The organism is Actinomadura litoris, from assembly GCF_009733595.1.
Taxonomy (GTDB): domain Bacteria; phylum Actinomycetota; class Actinomycetes; order Streptosporangiales; family Streptosporangiaceae; genus Spirillospora; species Spirillospora litoris.
Window position 1 is genome coordinate 57,844 of the sequence record NZ_WOFH01000015.1, and the last position, 15,718, is coordinate 73,561.

Below are 15,718 nucleotides of genomic sequence, written 5' to 3' on the forward strand. Positions count from 1 at the left end.
CGCCCCCGCGCCGGCCGTCACCGGTACCCGGTGACGTCGGCGGGCAGGTCCCGCTCCACGACCTCGGTGATGTAGCGCCAGGCGTCGGGTCGGCTGCCGTCGGTGTCGGTGAACCCGTACTCCTTGGCCAGGCCGCCGCTGGACTGCGACGTCCCGTTCCAGCGGGCCCGCTCGGGGTCGGCGGCGACGGCCGCGACGGCGCGTCCGACGAGGGCGGGCGTCTCGGAGATCGCGAAGTGCGGCACCTTCTCGACCGCGTCGCGCCAGGTCTCCTCGGTGACGCCGTAGTTGTCGAGCATCCCCTCCGACCGCAGCCAGCCCGGCGTCAGCGAGAGCGCCGTCGCCCCGTACGGGGCGATCTCCACCGACTGGGCGAGCGCCATCCGGATGACGGCGCTCTTGGCGAGGTCGTAGAAGAACCCGACCTCCTTGCGGTACTTCGCGTTGTACTCGGCGGTCCCGTCGGTCACCTCGACGACGAGCCCGCCGGGCTCGCGGATCAGCAGGGGCAGCGCGTGGTGGCTGGTGATGGCGTGGGTGTGGATGGAGAGCCGGAGCATGCGCAGGCCGTCCTCCAGCGACTGCTCCCACAGCGGCTTGCCGAACTCGAAGAGCCCGTCGCCGCCCCAGATGTCGTTGACCAGGACGTCCAGCCGCCCCTGCTCGGCGTCCACGCGCCGGACCAGCGCGGCGACCTGGTCGGGGTCGAGATGGTCGGCCGGGGCGGCGATTCCCTCGCCGCCCGCGGCCGTCACCAGCTCCGCCGTCTCCTCGATGGTCTCGGGACGGTTCATCTCCGACCGGCGCTCCCGGGTGGAGCGTCCGGTGCAGTACACGGTCGCCCCGGCGGCGCCCAGCTGCACGGCGATGCCGCGCCCCGCGCCCCGCGTGGCCCCCGCGACCAGTGCGATCTTTCCAGTCAGTGCACGGTTCATGAAGACCAGGCTGGCACCGAAACCTGACAGGTTACGTCAGGGTTTCTCGTGGCCCCGCCCGTCTCCGGGGGGAATTTCGGTCAAGTGAAGATGCTGACGCCACCGGGGCCGACCAGCAGGCCGACGACGATGAGGACGGCGCCCCAGATGAGGTCGCGCCGCGCGAGGATCACATAGATGCCCGCGATGACCAGGATCACCGCGATGAGCCACAGGATTGTCATCATGCTGAGGGGGATCCCCTCTACAAACCCGGCAAAACACTCGCACCTGTTTCGGTCATCCGAAACATGGATTTGGTACGGAGGGGGGACGCCTCCCCCCTCCGTGGGGGATAACAGCGGTCAAACACGTGTCACGGAAACGTGGCACTCTTGCCGTCACAGAGTCTTCCGTCCCGGGCCCCCGCACGGTAGGGACCACGGAACCATTTCCGGCCCGTTCGGCTAGTGCCTCGGGACTAGGGCCGCCGCCCGAAAGGCCCCGGGCCGCGGTGACCGCCCGGTCAGCGGCAGAGCCGCAGCACGTTGGCGACGATCCGGTGCCCGGCCCCGCCCGAGGCCGTCAGGATCGACTCGGGATGGAACTGGACGGCCCACCGGCGCCGGCGCGGGTCCTCGATCCCCATCACCACGTCGCCGGTCAGCGCCGTCACCTGGAACCCCTTCAGCCGGTCGGGCGTGGTGTGCAGGGAGTGGTAGCGGGCGCCGGTGAACTCGTCCGGCAGCCCCTCGAACAGGCCGCCGCCGGTCACCTTCACCTGTCCCGGCTTGCCGTGGGAGGGCTCGGGCAGCAGCGCCAGGTCGCCGCCCGCGTGCTCGACCATCGCCTGGAGCCCCAGGCAGACGCCGAAGACGGGGAGGTCGCGCTCGTCCAGCGCGTCCAGCAGCGCCGCGGCGCCGAAGTCCTCGGGACGGCCCGGCCCCGGCGACAGGACGACCAGGTCGGGGGCGTGCTCGTCCAGCATCCGCGCCGGGAACCCGTGCCGCAGCGTGACGACCTCCGCCCCCTCCTGCCGGAAGTAGTCGGCGAGCGTGTTGACGAAGGAGTCCTCGTAGTCGACCAGCAGGACCTTCAGGCCCTCGCCCGGCCGCTCGGCTGCCGGCTCCGCCTCCTCGACGGGGGCGGCGCCGGTCTCGGCCTGCGCCGCCGCGAGCGCCCCGAGCAGCGCGCTGGCCTTGAGGTGGGTCTCGCGCTCCTCCTCGTCGGGGTCGGAGTCGTACAGCAGCGTGGCGCCCGCCCGGACCGTCGCGACGCCGTCGCGGATCTGCGCGGTGCGCAGCGTCAGCCCCGTGTTCATCGACCCGTCGAACCCGATGAAGCCGACCGCGCCGCCGTACCAGCGGCGGGGCGACTCCTCGTGGTCCTCGATGAACTGCATCGCCCACGCCTTCGGGGCGCCGGTGACGGTCACCGCCCACATGTGGGTGAGGAACGCGTCGAGGGCGTCGAACCCGGGCCGCAGCCGCCCCTCGATGTGGTCGACGGTGTGGATCAGCCGGGAGTACAGCTCGATCTGCCGGCGGCCGAGCACCCGCACGCTCCCGGGGACGCAGATCCGCGACTTGTCGTTGCGGTCCACGTCGGTGCACATCGTCAGCTCCGACTCGTCCTTGGCGGAGGTGAGGATCGCGCGGATCTGCTCGGCGTCCTCCAGCGCGTCGCCGCCGCGCCGGATCGTCCCGGCGATCGGGCACGTCTCGACCCGGTCGCCGGTGACCCGGACGAACATCTCCGGCGAGGCGCCCACCAGGAACTCGCCGTCGCCGAGGTTGAACATGAACTCGTAGGGCGCCGGGTTGGTCTCGCGCAGCCGCTCGAAGAACACGGCGGGCGCGTCGCACCGCCCGTACATGGCGTGCCCCGGCGTCACCTCGAACAGGTCGCCGCGGACGAACCGCTCCTTCGCCTCCTCGACCATCCGCGCGTACACGCCCGGCACCGGCTGCGCGGGCAGCTCCGCCGCCGCCTCGGGCACCGGCGTCGGCTCGGTGGCGCGCGGCAGCCCGGCGGTGCTCGCGCCGCCGACCTCGAACTCATACGACAGGCGGTGCGAGGTCTCGCGCTTGCGGTCCACGACGACCATCTCGTCCGCGAGGTGCAGGACGAGGTCGCGCTGGTCGGCGGGGCGCTCCAGGCGCGTCCGCAGCGGCTCGAACTGGAGCGAGAGGTCGTAGCCGAACGCGCCGTACAGGCCGAGCCGCGGGTCGTCGCAGCGGAAGACGTCCGCGACGGCGCGCAGCGCGGTGAACACGGTCGGCTGGCGGCTGCGCTCCTCCTCGGCGAAGAACTCCTCGGTGGGCGGGACGAACACCGCGAAGACGTCCGCCTCGTCGGCCCTGACCTCGCCGGTCGCGCGCAGCGCCGGGACCAGCGCGGGCAGCACGACCCGGCCGCGCCCGTTGAGCGCGCGCACGGTGACGGTCCGGCCGCGCGCGACGATCTCCAGGCAGGGGTCGACGTAGGCCATGTGCCAGCGGCTGTAGCGGCCGGGGTACTCCATGCCCGAGCTGAGCACCCCGCCGCGCCGCTCCCCCACGGCGGTGACGAGCGCGTTGAGCACCGCCGACTTGCGCTCGGAATCGACCGGCGTGGCCGAGCGGGTCACGCCGATGCCCCCGGCCGTGACGAACTCGCTGGTCATCGGCTGCTGTGAGACGGTCTCCACCGTGGTGGCCCCTCATCGATAGGGCCCTGCACCGGCGGAGGACACACGAAACGACCGCCGGGAGGGCGGTCGCCTTGGTCTGGAACGTACACGAACCGGCGCCGCCTCAGCGGCGCCACCACCACTGGAAGGTCGCGGTTCGCATACGGCGAGATTACCACGGCGGGCGCGCCCGCGACGGCGCGTACTCCCCGGAACCCGGCCCGTGACCAGGGGGCCTACGAAGCGAGATCGGCCCGTGACCGCCCGGGGATAGGCTCACCCGGCTTCGATCATGGCCCGGACCGCGTCCCGGGACGGGCCGCGCGCTCGACCGCACGTGACGAGGAGGGCCCCTTGGCCTCGACAGAACCCGGCACGGACCGCACCCCGCCGCCGCCTCCCGCCCGCTCCGACCGCAGCCGCTGGAACTGGCTCCTCGCCGTCCCCGCCGTGGTGCCGCTGCTGACCTTCCTGTACAACGACGACGATCCCCGCCTCGGCGGCCTCCCCGCGTTCTACTGGATGCAGTTCGCGTTCATCCCCCTGGGCGTGGTCTGCACGGTCCTCGTGTACCGCATGACCCGGAAGCGGGGCTGAGCGGCGTGTCAAGCGACCACCTCACCGAGATGATCGTGTTCGGCGCGCTCTTCCTGCTGGTCAGCGGGATGGGCTTCGTCGCGGCACGGTGGCGCCGGCCCGGCGACATGGACAGCCTGGACGAGTGGGGCCTCGGCGGCCGCAGCTTCGGCGGCTGGATCACCTGGTTCCTGCTCGGCGGCGACCTCTACACCGCCTACACCTTCGTCGCCGTCCCGGCGCTGGTGTTCGGCGCGGGCGCGGCGGGCTTCTACGCCGTCCCCTACACGATCGTGATGTACCCGATCGTCTTCCTCGTGCTGATCCGGCTGTGGTCGGTGTCGCACGTCCACGGGTTCGTCACCCCCGCCGACTTCGTCCGCGCCCGGTTCGGGTCGCCGACGCTGGCCCTCGCGGTCGCGGTCACCGGCATCGTCGCGACCATGCCCTACATCGCGCTGCAGCTCGTCGGCATCGAGGCCGTGCTGAAGTCGATGGGCGTGCACGGGCACTGGCCGATCGTCATCGCGTTCGTGGTGCTGGCGGCCTACACCTACCAGTCGGGGCTGCGGGCGCCCGCGCTGATCGCCTTCGTCAAGGACGTCCTGATCTACCTGGTGGTCATCGTCGCGGTGCTGTACATCCCGACGAAGCTCGGCGGCTGGGGCGATATCTTCGACTCCGCGCAGGCGAAGTTCGCCAAGTCCCCCGCGCCGAGCGACGGGATCCTCCTGGACGGCACGAACCAGCTCAACTACGCGATGCTGGCGCTCGGGTCGGCGCTCGCGCTGTTCCTGTACCCGCACAGCGTCACGGGCGTGCTGGCGAGCCGGAACCGCGACGTGGTCAAGCGGAACATGGCGGCGCTGCCCGCCTACAGCCTGGTGCTCGGGCTGATCGCGCTGCTCGGCCTCATGGCGATCGACGCGGGCGTGAAGCCGGTCGTGACCGACGGCAAGCCCGACACCAACACGGTCGTCCCGCTGCTGTTCGACAAGATGTTCCCCGACTGGTTCGCGGGCGTGGCGTTCGCGGCCGTCGGCATCGGCGCGCTCGTCCCCGCGGCGATCATGTCGATCGCGGCGGCGAACCTGTTCACGCGCAACATCTACAAGGAGTACCTCCGCCCGGACGCGACCGAGAAGCAGGAGGCGACGGTCAGCAAGCTGGTCTCGCTCGTGGTCAAGGTCGGCGCGGTCGCCTGCATCCTGCTGCTGGACCCCGAGTTCTCGATCGACCTCCAGCTCATCGGCGGCGTCATCATCCTGCAGACGCTGCCGTCGGTGGCGCTCGGGCTCGTGACCCGCTGGTTCCACCGCGGCGCGCTGCTGGCGGGCTGGGCGGCCGGCCTGGCGGCGGGCCTGTGGATGCTGTACGGGATCCCGAACCCGGCGAAGGGCAAGGAGCACTTCGGCGGCTCGGCCTACAAGCTGAGCGACCTCGGCCTCGACACGAGGATGACGGTCTACGTCGGCATGCTGGCCCTGGCCGTCAACCTCGCCGTCGCCGTGGCCGGCACCGTGGTCTGCCGCGCGGCGCGGCTCGCCGACGGTGTGGACGCCACCCGGCCGGACGACTACCTCGCCGACGCCGGCGACCCGAAGGTCCAGCCGATCGAGCTGGCGGGCAGCACCTGATCCGCGCCTGACATGTGACCCATGTCATACAACCGAACGGCGGCCCGACGGGGTCTCCCAGGTGTGAACGCCTCACCGCGCCTCTCCTCGCGCGCCGCACCGCGCGACCCCGTCGAGCTGTCGGTCGTGATCCCGGCCCACAACGAGCTGGCGCGCCTGCCGCGCACGCTCGGCGCCGTCCGGGACCACCTCGACCGGGGCCCGGACCGCTGGGAGCTGATCGTCGTCGACGACGGCTCCACCGACGGCACCGCGCGGCAGGTCCGGGCGGCCGCCCGGCGCGACCCGCGGATCCGGCTGCTGCGCACGCCCGCCAACCGGGGCAAGGGCCACGCCGTCCGGACCGGCGTGCTCGCCTCGCGCGGGCGGCTCGTGCTGGTCACCGACGCCGACCTCGCCACCCCCGTCGAGGAGCTGGGGCGGCTGCGCGCCGCGCTCGGCCCCCGCTGCGCGGCGGCGATCGGCTCGCGGGCCCGCGTCCGCCGGCACCCGCTGCGGCTGGCGCCCGCGCGGCTCGGCCGGACGCTGATCCGGGCGCTCGCGGTGCGCGGGGTCGAGGACACCCAGTGCGGCTTCAAGCTCTTCGACGGCGCCGCGGCCCGCACCGCGTTCGCCGTGGCCCGCGTGGACGGCTGGGGCTTCGACGTCGAGATCCTCGGCCTGTTCGCCCGGCTCGGGTGGCCGGTCGCGGAGGTCCCGGTCCGGTGGACGCACCGTCCGGGGTCCAAGATCCGTCCGGTGGATTACGCGAAGGTGCTCGCCGAGGTCGTCCTGATCGGCCTGCGGCTCGGGCCGGTGCGGCTCGTCCCGCCGCCCCGGGAGCCCGCCCCCGTCAGGGAGATCCAGGACGGGCGGGTGCCGGCGTGACGGCGGACGTGGGCACCCGGCCCGGCGTGGACGGCGCGCGTTCCCGGTGGCGGCTCGGCGGGTGGCGGGCCGACCTCGCGGTCACCGCCGGGTTCCTGCTGGCCGCGGTCGCCGTCCTCGGGCGGCTGTGGATCGACCCCGGCGACCGCTACCTCGTCGACGGCGGGCAGGACCAGACCCAGTGGGAGTGGTTCTTCGCCGTCACGGCACGCGCCGTCACCCACCTCGACGACCCGTTCTTCACCACGCTCCAGAACTACCCGTCCGGCGTGAACCTGATGGGCAACACCGTCATGCTCGGGGTGTCGGTGCCGCTGACGCCGGTGACGCTGGCCTTCGGCCCCTCGGTGACGTGGGCGCTGGTGCTGACGCTCGGCCTCGGCGGGAGCGCCGCCGCGTGGTACCGGCTGTTCCAGCGGCACCTCGGGGCGTCCCGGGCCGCCGCCGCGGTGGGCGGCGGGTTCTGCGGGTTCGCGCCGCCGCTCGTCTCGCACGCCAACGCCCACCCCAACTTCGTGGTGCTGGCCGCGATCCCGTTCATGATCGGACGGCTCGTCCGGCTGGCCCGGGGCGAGGGCGGCGCCGTCCGCGAGGGCGCGCCGCTCGGGCTGCTCGCGGCGTACCAGATCTACCTGGGCGAGGAGGTGCTGCTGCTCGCCGCGGCCGGGCTCGCCCTGTTCGCGGTGGCGTACGCGGCGCTGCGCCCGGCGGCGGCGCGGGCGGCGGCCCGGCGGCTCGCGGCCGGGCTCGGCGTCGCCGCCGGGGTGTTCCTGCCGCTCACCACGTACGCGCTGGTCTGGCAGTTCTTCGGCGGGCAGAGCTACGACGGGCTGGTGCACAACCCGTCCGGCAACGACGTCACGGAGCTCACCGCGTTCGCGCGCCAGTCGCTCGCGGGGCACCAGGCGGTGCCGGGGCCGCTGGACGCGAGCCCGACCGAGCAGAACGCGTTCTTCGGCTGGCCGCTCGTGCTGCTGGTCGCGGCGCTGCTGGTCTGGCTGCGGCGCGACGCGCTCGCACGGGCCCTGGGCGTGGTGATCGGCGGCGCCGCCCTGCTGTCGCTCGGCCGCGAGGTGGTCGTGGACGGATACGAGACCGGGATCCCGGGACCGTGGCGCCTCGTGTCGCGGCTTCCGCTGTTCGAGTCGGTGATCGAGTCGCGGTTCGTCCTGGTGTGCGTCCCGGCGGTCGGGCTGCTGCTGGCGCTCGGCACCGACCGGTTCCTCGCCGCCGCCCCGGCGGGGCGGCGGGCCCGCATGCTGTGCGGCGTCGTCCTCGCCCAGGCGCTGGTGCCGATCGCGCCCAAGCCGCTGGCCGCGCACGACCGTCCGCCGGTCCCGGCGTTCTTCACCGACGGGACGTGGCGGCACCACGTCCGCCCGGGCCGGACGCTGGTCCCGGCGCCGCTGCCCGACGTCCCCGACGCGACGCCGCTGCACTGGCAGGTCGAGGCCGGGCTGGGGTTCCCCGTCCCGGAGGGCTACTTCATCGGCCCGTTCGGATCCGACCGCGAGGGCGGGTACGGCGCGCCCCGGCGGCCGACGTCCGACCTGCTGGCGAAGGCGCGCGACGAGGAGGACCCGCCGGTCGTCGGGGACGCCGACCGCGCCGCCGCCCGCGCCGACCTCGCCTACTGGAAGGCCGACGCGGTCGTGCTCGGCCCGGCGGAGCGCCACCGGGTGCTGCGCGAGGTCCTCCAGGAGCTGTTCGGGCCCGGCAGGTACGAGGGGGGCGTGTGGGTGTGGGACGTCCGTCCCCTTCTCGATGGCGCGGGGAGGTGACCCCGTCGACGAAGGCGAGTACGTGGAGTACGTGACCGGGGCGCTGCCGGGGCTGCGGCGGATCGCGCACCTGCTGTGCCACGACGCGCACCGCGCCGACGACATCGTCCAGACCACGCTGACCAGGCTCTACGTGCACTGGCGGCGCGCCCGCGCGGCCGAGGACACCGACCGGTACGTCCGCGCGATGCTCGTGCGGGTGTTCCTCAGCGAGCGGCGCCTGGCCTGGACGCGGGTCCGGCTCACGGGCGCGCCCGCCGACACGCCGGGCCGGGCGTCCGCGCCGGGGCCGGACGTGGAGACCCGGGCCGTGGTCCGCGCCGCGCTGGAGCGGGTGCCGCGCAAGCAGCGCGCCGTGCTCGTCCTGCGGTTCCTGTGCGACCTGCCGGTCGCGGAGGTCGCGGAGATCCTCGGCTGCTCGGAGGGCACCGTGAAGAGCCAGACCGCGCACGGCCTCGCCCGCCTGCGCGCCCTGATGGGCGCCCGGGACGCGGCGTTCCCCACCGGACGGGGAGAGGAGTAACACCATGGACGACCAGGACAAGGAGGCCGTGCGGCTCCTCGGCGCGCTGCGCGGCTTCGAGGCTCCCGCCGGCGGGGCCGTGGACACCGGACGCGCCGTCCGGTCGGGGCGCCGCCGGGTGCGGGCCCGCCGCGCGGCGGCCGCGGCCTCCACCGCCGCCGCGATCGCGGCGATCGCCGTCTCGGCGGCCCTCGCGCAGCGGGCGGCCGGTCCCGGACCGGAGCCCCGGCCCGTGGCGTCGGTGGAGCGGTTCGACGCGCGCCGGCACGCGTTCACGGTCGGGTCGGCGGGCGGGTTCGCCCCGCAGTCCTACCGGCCCGGACGCGACGTCCAGCGGATCACGCTGCGGGTCGAGCACCCCGGCGGCGCGCTGCGCGCGGACGGGATCGTGGAGATGTACCCGGCGGGCGGGCTGCCGCCGGGAAGCGGCGGACGCCCCCCGTCGGGACGGCGCGCGCCCGACGTGCACGGCCACCGCGCCTACTTCCTTCCCTCTCCCTTGCTGCGGCCCGGCGCGGTGGAGCTGGCGTGGGAGTGGAAGCCCGGGGCGTGGGGGTTCGTGTCCCTCAAGGGGCAGGGCGTGGACGAGGAGCGGGCCCAGCGGGTCGCCCTCAGCGTGCTCCCCGCCGCGGGCGGGTAGGCCCGGACGCGGCGGCGGGGAGCCCGCCGAGGATCAGCTCGACCAGGCCGTCCACGACGTCCGCCCTCGGCACCTCGCGGTCGTGGTCGAGCCACCAGTCCCCCGCCGTCCGCACCATGCCGACGATCGCGTGGCCCCACACGTGCGCGCGGGTCGGGTCGACCGACTCGCCCTCGGCCACCAGCATCTCGGCCAGCTCCCGGCCGACGTCCCGGATCATCGTGCTCATCGCGCCGTGCGCGGCCGAGCCCCGCGCGCCGGCCCGGTGGACGAGGAACCGGTAGAGGTTGGGGTCCGCCGAGATCGTCGCCAGGTAGGCGTCCACGGTGGCGCGGGCGCGCGAGCCGATCGGGGCGTCCCGGGAGAACTCGCCCCGCAGGACCTCGATCAGCGCGCGGGTGTGCCGCTCGGCCAGCGCCCGGTACAGCCCGCCCTTGTCGCCGAAGTGGCGGTACAGGATCGGCTTGCTGATCCCGGCCTCGGCGGCGATCGCGGCCATCGACGCGGCCGGCCCCTCCCGCCGGATGACCCGGTCGGCGGCCTCCAGCAGCGCGCGGCGGCGCTCCGGATCACGTCCCGCGCCCACCGTCATGATCTCGAACCTACCCGCCCCCCGCGCCACCGGCGGGCGGGCGAATCGAGAGGAGTACCTCTCCACCGCCGAGTGGGCACGCGACACCTGGGCGGGTCAGGAGGCGACGGACAGGACGATCTTGCCGGTGGTGCGGCCGGTCTCCCCCAGGATGTGGGCCTGGGCGGCTTGTTCGAGGGGGAAGACCGCGTCGGCGACCACGCGCAGGCGGCCGTCCTCGACCAGGGAAGTGATCTCGCGCAACCCCGCATGGTCGGGTTCGACGAGCATGAACACCGCCCGGATCCCCGCCGCTTCGGCCTCCTCGGCGGGGAAGGTGTGGTCCAGCGGCAGGATCGAGATCAGCGTGCCGCCGGGCCGCAGCGTCCGCAGGGTCCGGGCCCAGTTGGGGCCGCCGAGGGAGTCCAGGGCGACATCCACGTCGCGGACGGTCTCGGCGAAGTCCTCGGTGCGGTAGTCGAACAGCTCGTCGGCGCCCAGCGAGCGCAGCAGCTCGTGCTTGCCCGCGCTGGCGGTGCCGATGACGTAGGCGCCGCGGGCCTTGGCGATCTGCACGGCCAGGTGGCCGACGCCTCCGGCGGCGGCGTGGATCAGGACGCGCCGGCCGGGCTGGAGGTTCGCGGTGTCCACCAGGGCCTGCCAGGCGGTCAGCGCGGCCAGCGGCAGGGCGGCGGCCTGGATATGGTTCAGGCCCTTCGGACGCGGCGCGAAATGCCGGGCCGGGGCGGCGACGTACTCGGCGTAGGCACCCGCCGGGTGCGGGAAGCACGGCATCCCGTACACGTCTTCGCCCGTTCGGAAGAGGGTCACCCCCTCGCCGACCGCCTCGACCACCCCGGCGACGTCGAAGCCGAGCGTGAACGGCGGCTCGGCGCCGTCGGCGAACACACCCCGGTCGCGGGTCTTCCAGTCGGCCGGGTTCACGCCCGCCGCGTGCACCCGGACCAGGATCTCGCCCCGGCCCGGGACGGGGCGCCGCGTCTCGATGACCTTGAGGACGTCCGGTGCTCCGGCGGCGTCCTGGGAGATGGCGCGCATGGTCGAAGGGATGATGGCGTGCTTCATGATGACGTGCTCTCTTCAACGAGGGGTTCGTAGGGGTCGTGCCGGCTTCGCCTGGGCACCTCGCAAGACTGCCCCGGCGGAGACCCCCCGAGTAGTGGCCCGATGGCCAAGCAATGAAAGGATCGGGTCATGCACCGCGTTGGCGTTCTGGCCCTGGACGGCGTGGTCCCCTTCGAGCTCGGCATCCCCGCGCGGATCTTCGGCGCCGCCCGCGACGGCAGCGGCGAACGGCTCTACTCCGTGACCACGTGCAGCGTGGACGGCCTGCCCGTCCGCGCCGAAGCCGACTACCAGATCACCGTCTCCCACGACGCCTCCCTGCTGGCCGCCGTCGACACCGTCGTCATCCCGCCCTCCAACGCGCTGGGGCCGATCCGCGAGGAGGGCCGCCTGCCGGACGCATTGCGCGAGGCTCTGGCTGCCATCCGTCCCGGAACCCGGATCGTGGCGATCTGCACCGGCACCTACGTCCTGGCCGCCGCGGGGCTGCTCGACGGCCGTCCCGCCACCACCCACTGGCGCGAAGCCGACCACCTGCAGCGCATGTTCACCACCGCCCGCATCGACCCCGACGTCCTCTTCGTCGACGACGGCGAGATCCTCACCTCGGCCGGGGTCGCCGCCGGTATCGACCTGTGCCTGCACATCGTCCGCCGCGACCACGGCAGCGACACCGCCAACGAGGTCGCCCGCTCCTGCGTCGTACCGCCCTGGCGCGACGGCGGCCAGGCCCAGTACATCCGGCGTCCCGTCCCCGACCCCGCCGCCCCCGGCACCGCCCCCACCCAGGCGTGGATCATGGAACGGCTCTCCGAGCCCCTCACCCTGGCCGACATGGCGGCCCACGCCAACGTCAGCCTGCGCACCTTCACCCGCCGCTTCCGCGACGAGACCGGCACCAGCCCCGGCCAATGGCTCATCCGCCAGCGCGTCGACCTGGCCCGCCACCTGCTGGAGACCACCGACTGGCCCGTCGACCTGGTCGCCGTCCGCGCCGGCTTCGGCACCGGCGTCTCCCTGCGCCAGCACCTCCACACGGCCATCGGGGTCACACCCCAGGCATACCGCCGCACCTTCCGCCCCCACCCGCCGACGATTCGACGCGGTAGCGGCAGAGCGTCGAAGGACCGGTCACTCTCGACCTGACCCGTAAGCGTCCGCGCGAGTCGGCTCTTCGCAGAGCTTCCGAACAGGGCGAAGTAGGCCGTTGGTGACCATCCCCTGGAGACCGGGCTCGACCGCAGACCGCTTGATCGCGCGCGACGTGCCTCCACGGAGCCGACGGGCAAGCGTGGAGAGTGTCTGGACATCTGCCCCGGGGAGATCGTGCTGGGGGCACAGGCGCAGTCCCGGCTGGGAAACAGGCGACGAAGGCCGGGCGATTGAAGGCGGACGCGACGCGCAACGGCCTGCTGAGCGGGTCGCGGCCGCCAGCAACGCCATCGCCGATGCCCTGGCGGAGTGGCGATCACGAGGTGTTCCTTCCTGCCCGAGGAAAAGACTTAGTCGTCAAGAGTAGGCTAATCAACACTCTCAGTAACGAGGGAGCCGCTCCGCTTCGGGACCGTCCCGCCGGGGTGGGGTGGGAGGACGATCTCGGCCGCGTACGCTGCCGCGAAGTCCCGGCGTGGCGGACCATCGCTCCGGGTCACGCCGATCTGAGGGGCCGGTCAGTCGCGGAGCGTGCCGCTGGGCGGGTGCCCGTAGGCGGCCTTGTAGGCGGCGGCGAAACGTCCGGCGTGCAGGAAGCCCCAGCGGGTCGCGACACCGGTGACGGTCGTGGTGGCCGGATCGGCGGCCCGTAGGTCGGCGTGGGCGGCGGCGAGCCGTACCCGCCTCAGGTGTCCCATCGGCGTGGTGCCCAGGTGCGCGCGGAAGGCGTACTGCAGGGACCGGACGCTAACGCGCGCCGCGGCGGCGACGTCGGCGGTGCTGATGGGGTTCGCGGTGTTGTCCTCCATGAAGGAGATCGCGCGGCGGACGGACACGGGGCGATCGTCGCGCGGTCCCCCGGCGGCGGAGGTGAGGGCGCTGTTAGGGAACGTGGAGAGCACGGTGGCCGCCAGCAGTTGGGAGGCGGCGGAAAGCATCAGCGGCAGTTCGGTCGCCTGGGGGTCTGCCAGCAGGTCCCCCCGCACGTGCTCGATGGTGCGTGCCAGCCTCCGGCCAGCATCGGCGGAGACGGGCCGGTGATCGAGGAGCCTCACCGGCTCCTCGGCGCCGGTGACGTCCGCGAGCAGCCCGGGGTCGAGCATCGTGATGACGTAGCGCGACCGCTGGACCTCGCCCTCGTACGGCCGGTCGGGGGGCGCCAACACGACCGTGTCCCCCGGCCCGTAGACGTCCTCGGCATCACCGGCGACGCGGTTGCGGATCGTGCCCGACTGCACCGTGCACAGGCAGAGCCTGCCCAGGGGGGTGACGTCGTAGCTCATGTTGTAGTTGAGATCGAGCCGGTCCACGCTGACCGTTCCCGCGGCGTCGCGGAGGATCTGCGTCCGGGAGGACCGGGTGTCGCCCCCGATGCGCATCTTGGCGTAGGCCTGGTTGAGGAACGCCTCGGTCCGTCCGAGATCGTCGCTGTCGAAGGCGAAGGTTGGCATGAATCTCCTGCTCAGCCCGACCGGTCCGTCCCATTATGCGCGACCGGTCTGCGTTTTGTGGCCATGACCATGCGCTCGCTGCGCTGCGCGGCCGTGCGCCCCGGTGGTGAGGTCGACGCATGGACAGTGGCGCAGCATGGCCGGACACGGCAGAGCAGACCGAGCGGTCAGACGCTCCGGCATCGTCGGTCCCCGCACCGTCGCTGGTGCGTGCGGCGCGCACGCACCTCACCGGCCGCTTCGCCCGCGCGGCGGCGGGGCTGCTGTGGGAGGAGCACCAGGTCCCGCTGCCCGACATCGAGGCGGCGGAGGAGACGGTCGCGGCAGCGGAGGGCGGCCAGGCCACCGGCCCGGACCTCGCGGCGGCGCTGGTCGTCGCGCAGGCGGCTCGGCTGGACGCCGACCGGCTGGAGTACCGGGTCTGGCAGGCCGCCGAGCGGGCGGGGCTGAGCCTGGAGCAGATCGCCACAGTCCTGGAACTGCCCTCGGCGGAGGCGGCGCGGCAGCACCGGGCCTGGCTGCGCGCCCGCGCGTCCCTGCCCACCGTCCCCGACGGGCCGACCATGCGCCGCCGCGCCCCCCTCGGCCGAAAAGCCCGAGTCTGACCGTCGACGCCCGCCCTTCCCGACGGAGGGACGAACGCAACACCTCCCCCCGCCTTCAACGGCCGTCTCACCGTCCGGCGGGAGCTGCTGAGGAGCCAGTTGTTCACGCTCGTCCCCCACCATCCAAAGGGCACGCGAGCAGTCCGTGCCCAGAACCGTCCCGGTTCTGGGGACGGTCGCACCCGCTTTTCATTCGTGTTCAGACGAACAGCAATACGGGAGCGTAAGCCCGGAGCCGCGAACGGTGGCCGCCCCAACACGGACTCGACAGCCTGACCTGCGGTTCCACCCATTCGGGCGGGCCATGGGAGGCGGATGGTCTTGCTCGGGGACGGTTACTCAAGCGTGGGCGTGGTCAGAGATAGTCGCGCCAGAACGGCACGGTGGCTTGAGGCGCCCAGTCGCGGGGGTGCGCGGGTCGGGGCTCTTCGAACTCCTGGTCGATGTAGTCGAGCAGATCAGCGCCGTAGTAGATAATGTCGCCACCCCACATCGACAGGACCGGGTGGCCGAAGCCGCCGCGGCCTGCGGGCAGGAACCTGTGCCCATAGACAGGGACCATCCTTGGCACCCCGTCCAGCCACGACCGCGCCAGGTCCACGGCCGCTTCGCCGGAGACCGGCCGCTCTCCCCAGGCCGCTTCCCAGAGCCCGTGCTCGACGTCCTGGAGCAGGAGTTCGATCGGCAGATCAAGGCGCCGGCGAAGTTCATCGGGGTCGCCGTTGCGCCAGTCTGGCAGAGGTCTTTCCCACGCGTACCTTACGCCTGGCGTCTCTTTCCTTGGCTAATAGACCGGCAGCCCTGCGGCGAGGAAGGCACGGTGATCGTCGGCGAACTCGAACCCATTTTCATGCTCGATGCGAGCGAACTCCGCTTCGGTCAGACCCGCCTCGATCACGCAGCAGCCGAGTTGGATCAGGCGGTCCGCGGCTTGCCTTCCGAGCCGAGCCCCTCCGTCGCTGATCACTTTCGAACCGTATCGCGGTGTCGGCTGCGCCGTGGGGCCGGTCCTCGGAGCTGGCGACACACGCCGGCCCTCCTGCGTCGCCGCTGCGCTCCTGACCGGTCTCCAGGTGGCCCAAGCTCCGCCCGCGGACTTCGCCATCCCAACGCCGAGATCGGCAATAGTGCTGGCACAGCGCGTCCATAAATACATGGTTCTTCCAGGGCGCTCCCACAAGGCTCGATGGATACTTTGCCCTTGTCGAAGTGAGCGAGCGAATGACCGTTGCCTCCCGGCCTTC

General features: G+C 73.0%; 16 protein-coding genes. 8 read left to right on the forward strand and 8 right to left on the reverse strand.

Annotated features, from left to right (window positions below; genetic code table 11):
• Nucleotides 1-17: 17 nt before the first annotated feature.
• The 3 genes from GNZ18_RS33960 to GNZ18_RS33965 form a co-directional block, all read right to left on the reverse strand.
• Nucleotides 18-935 carry an SDR family oxidoreductase gene (locus GNZ18_RS33960; RefSeq protein WP_156220747.1) on the reverse strand — a complete coding sequence of 306 codons (918 nt, stop codon included), beginning with the start codon at nucleotides 933-935 and terminating at the stop codon, nucleotides 18-20.
• A gap of 80 nt (nucleotides 936-1,015) precedes the next feature.
• The gene (locus GNZ18_RS40985) at nucleotides 1,016-1,162 is read right to left on the reverse strand and encodes a GPGG-motif small membrane protein (protein ID WP_173390966.1); all 147 of its coding nucleotides are present in this window, start codon (nucleotides 1,160-1,162) and stop codon (nucleotides 1,016-1,018) included.
• A gap of 278 nt (nucleotides 1,163-1,440) precedes the next feature.
• Nucleotides 1,441-3,603 (reverse strand): anthranilate synthase component I, encoded by a 2,163-nt coding sequence (locus GNZ18_RS33965; protein ID WP_312874896.1) that lies wholly within the window; start codon nucleotides 3,601-3,603, stop codon nucleotides 1,441-1,443.
• 336 nt (nucleotides 3,604-3,939) lie between these two features.
• Between GNZ18_RS33965 and GNZ18_RS33970 the strand changes: the two genes are divergently transcribed.
• The 6 genes from GNZ18_RS33970 (at nucleotide 3,940) to GNZ18_RS33990 (ending at nucleotide 9,609) form a co-directional block, all read left to right on the forward strand.
• The gene (locus tag GNZ18_RS33970) at nucleotides 3,940-4,182 is read left to right on the forward strand and encodes a DUF3311 domain-containing protein (RefSeq protein WP_156220748.1); all 243 of its coding nucleotides are present in this window, start codon (nucleotides 3,940-3,942) and stop codon (nucleotides 4,180-4,182) included.
• 5 nt (nucleotides 4,183-4,187) lie between these two features.
• Nucleotides 4,188-5,798: a monocarboxylate uptake permease MctP gene (mctP, locus tag GNZ18_RS33975; RefSeq protein ID WP_312874897.1), complete on the forward strand. Its 1,611-nt coding sequence runs from the start codon at nucleotides 4,188-4,190 to the stop codon at nucleotides 5,796-5,798.
• Nucleotides 5,799-5,861: 63 nt separating this feature from the next.
• Nucleotides 5,862-6,665: a dolichyl-phosphate beta-glucosyltransferase gene (locus tag GNZ18_RS40990; RefSeq protein WP_216651529.1), complete on the forward strand. Its 804-nt coding sequence runs from the start codon at nucleotides 5,862-5,864 to the stop codon at nucleotides 6,663-6,665.
• Complete coding sequence (locus GNZ18_RS33980) at nucleotides 6,662-8,446, forward strand: glycosyl transferase (RefSeq protein ID WP_173390968.1); 1,785 nt, start codon at nucleotides 6,662-6,664, stop codon at nucleotides 8,444-8,446. The genes GNZ18_RS40990 and GNZ18_RS33980 overlap by 4 nt, the downstream gene beginning before the upstream one ends.
• Nucleotides 8,430-8,969 carry a SigE family RNA polymerase sigma factor gene (locus GNZ18_RS33985; protein ID WP_156220749.1) on the forward strand — a complete coding sequence of 180 codons (540 nt, stop codon included), beginning with the start codon at nucleotides 8,430-8,432 and terminating at the stop codon, nucleotides 8,967-8,969. The genes GNZ18_RS33980 and GNZ18_RS33985 overlap by 17 nt, the downstream gene beginning before the upstream one ends.
• Nucleotides 8,970-8,973: 4 nt before the next feature.
• Entirely contained in the window at nucleotides 8,974-9,609 is a 636-nt protein-coding gene (locus GNZ18_RS33990; protein WP_156220750.1) for a hypothetical protein, read from the forward strand.
• Here the strand turns inward: GNZ18_RS33990 and GNZ18_RS33995 are convergent.
• Both GNZ18_RS33995 and GNZ18_RS34000 read right to left on the reverse strand, forming a co-directional pair.
• The gene (locus GNZ18_RS33995) at nucleotides 9,581-10,201 is read right to left on the reverse strand and encodes a TetR family transcriptional regulator (RefSeq protein WP_156220751.1); all 621 of its coding nucleotides are present in this window, start codon (nucleotides 10,199-10,201) and stop codon (nucleotides 9,581-9,583) included. The two genes, GNZ18_RS33990 and GNZ18_RS33995, sit on opposite strands and share 29 nt — an antisense overlap.
• A gap of 96 nt (nucleotides 10,202-10,297) precedes the next feature.
• Nucleotides 10,298-11,266, reverse strand: coding sequence for an NADP-dependent oxidoreductase (locus GNZ18_RS34000; protein ID WP_156220752.1), 969 nt, complete (start codon nucleotides 11,264-11,266; stop codon nucleotides 10,298-10,300).
• Nucleotides 11,267-11,395: 129 nt separating this feature from the next.
• On the opposite strand from GNZ18_RS34000, the gene GNZ18_RS34005 reads away from it, so the two are divergent.
• The gene (locus tag GNZ18_RS34005) at nucleotides 11,396-12,412 is read left to right on the forward strand and encodes a GlxA family transcriptional regulator (protein WP_156220753.1); all 1,017 of its coding nucleotides are present in this window, start codon (nucleotides 11,396-11,398) and stop codon (nucleotides 12,410-12,412) included.
• 524 nt (nucleotides 12,413-12,936) lie between these two features.
• Here the strand turns inward: GNZ18_RS34005 and GNZ18_RS34010 are convergent.
• On the reverse strand, nucleotides 12,937-13,869 hold the full coding sequence (locus GNZ18_RS34010; protein ID WP_156220754.1) for a helix-turn-helix domain-containing protein: 933 nt from the start codon (nucleotides 13,867-13,869) through the stop codon (nucleotides 12,937-12,939).
• 206 nt (nucleotides 13,870-14,075) lie between these two features.
• Here GNZ18_RS34010 and GNZ18_RS34015 point away from each other — a divergent pair, with 206 nt between their 5' ends.
• On the forward strand, nucleotides 14,076-14,474 hold the full coding sequence (locus GNZ18_RS34015) for a hypothetical protein (RefSeq protein WP_156220755.1): 399 nt from the start codon (nucleotides 14,076-14,078) through the stop codon (nucleotides 14,472-14,474).
• Between the two features lie 355 nt (nucleotides 14,475-14,829).
• Here GNZ18_RS34015 and GNZ18_RS41540 read toward each other — a convergent pair whose 3' ends face one another.
• Together GNZ18_RS41540 and GNZ18_RS41545 are read right to left on the reverse strand one after the other, a co-directional pair.
• The gene (locus GNZ18_RS41540; protein ID WP_216651530.1) at nucleotides 14,830-15,036 is read right to left on the reverse strand and encodes a hypothetical protein; all 207 of its coding nucleotides are present in this window, start codon (nucleotides 15,034-15,036) and stop codon (nucleotides 14,830-14,832) included.
• Between the two features lie 222 nt (nucleotides 15,037-15,258).
• Complete coding sequence (locus GNZ18_RS41545) at nucleotides 15,259-15,441, reverse strand: hypothetical protein (protein WP_216651531.1); 183 nt, start codon at nucleotides 15,439-15,441, stop codon at nucleotides 15,259-15,261.
• Nucleotides 15,442-15,718: the final 277 nt, after the last annotated feature.